1 protein-coding gene is annotated in these 1493 nt (G+C 35.4%); it reads right to left on the bottom strand.

Annotated features, from left to right (window positions below; all coding sequences use genetic code 11):
* Positions 1-87 precede the first annotated feature (87 nt).
* On the bottom strand, positions 88-1188 hold the full coding sequence (gene glf, locus HT699_RS11465) for a UDP-galactopyranose mutase (RefSeq protein WP_000272518.1): 1101 nt from the start codon (positions 1186-1188) through the stop codon (positions 88-90).
* Between the last annotated feature and the right edge of the window lie 305 nt (positions 1189-1493).

Here is a 1493-nt window from a genome sequence, read left to right as displayed (position 1 = left end):
CATATTACTATTATATAATACTTTTTTATTTTAGTTTAGTATAAAAATCTTAAGTAGCAAAGATTCTAAAATAACGGAATCCTTGCATTATTGTCCCAACTCTTCCTCGACCACTTCCAAAGCCCGTTCGATGACCACATGCATGTCGTAGTATTTATAATCTGCTAAACGACCACAGAAAATAACCTTGTCATTTGTTGCCGCTTCTTCCTGATATTTGGAAAATATAGCATTGTTTCTCTCATCATTGATTGGATAATAAGGCTCATCTCCACGTTTCCAATCAGCTGGGTATTCTCGAGTAATAACCGTTTTAGCTTGTGTACCATACTCAAAATGTTTATGCTCAATAATGCGAGTATAAGGAATTTCTCGCTCTGTGTAGTTCACTACAGCATTTCCTTGATAGTTTTCTTCATCAAAAACTTCATGCTCAAAACGAAGACTACGGTATTCTAACTCACCATGTTTATAATCAAAGTATTGGTCAATCATCCCTGTAAAGACAACTTTTTCAGCAGAAGCTTCTAATTCTTGACGATTGGCAAAAAAGTCAAGACCAAGTTCTACTTCCACATCCTTGAGCATATTTTCGATAATGACATTATACCCACCAATTGGAATTCCTTGGTAACGGTCATTGAAATAATTATTATCAAAGGTCAAACGAACTGGTAGACGTTTAATAATAAACGGTGGAAGGTCAGTAGCAGAACGTCCCCATTGCTTTTCAGTATATCCTTTAATCAATTTTTCATAAATATCTGGACCAATCAACTTGATAGCCTGTTCTTCCAAGTTTTTAGGTTCAACGTCCTTCATATGAGCCGTTTGATCAGCAATCTTATCTTTCACTTCTTGAGGAGTTTTTGTACCCCACATAGCATAGAAAGTATTCATATTGAAAGGTAGATTATAAAGGCTACCCTTGTAATTAGCTAGAGGCGAGTTGATATAATTGTTAAACTCAGCGAATTGATTGACATAGTCCCAAACTTTTTTATTAGAAGTATGAAAGATATGGGCACCATATTTATGAACATTAACCCCTTCTACATTCTCACAGTAGATATTTCCACCAATGTGGTCACGTTTATCAATAACTTTTACTTTTTTTCCACGCTTAGTCGCCTCATAAGCAAAAATTGCTCCCGACAAACCAGCACCAACGATTAGATAGTCGTACATAGTCTCTTCCTTATCACTTATCTTTACATCTCCTTAACTATAGTAAAAGAGAGGATCTTTATACTCTTCGAAAATCTCTTCAAAGCACGTCAGCGTCCATCTGCAACCTCAAAACAGTATTTTGAGCTGACTTCCCAGTTACTCTTTGATTTTTATTGAGTATTCGTTTCAATCTATTTTAGCACAAAACAAATCATTTCTCAGTTTTCGATAGCCGAGTGATTTAAAAAGACAAGCACCAAAACTGATGTTTGTCTTTAGGATTTTGCTTGAAAAGGCTATTTCTAACTCCCGACTTTATCACT

The organism is Streptococcus sp. 1055, from assembly GCF_013276815.1.
In the GTDB taxonomy this organism is placed as follows: domain Bacteria; phylum Bacillota; class Bacilli; order Lactobacillales; family Streptococcaceae; genus Streptococcus; species Streptococcus pseudopneumoniae.
This window is presented reverse-complemented; position numbering and strand designations above follow the sequence as displayed.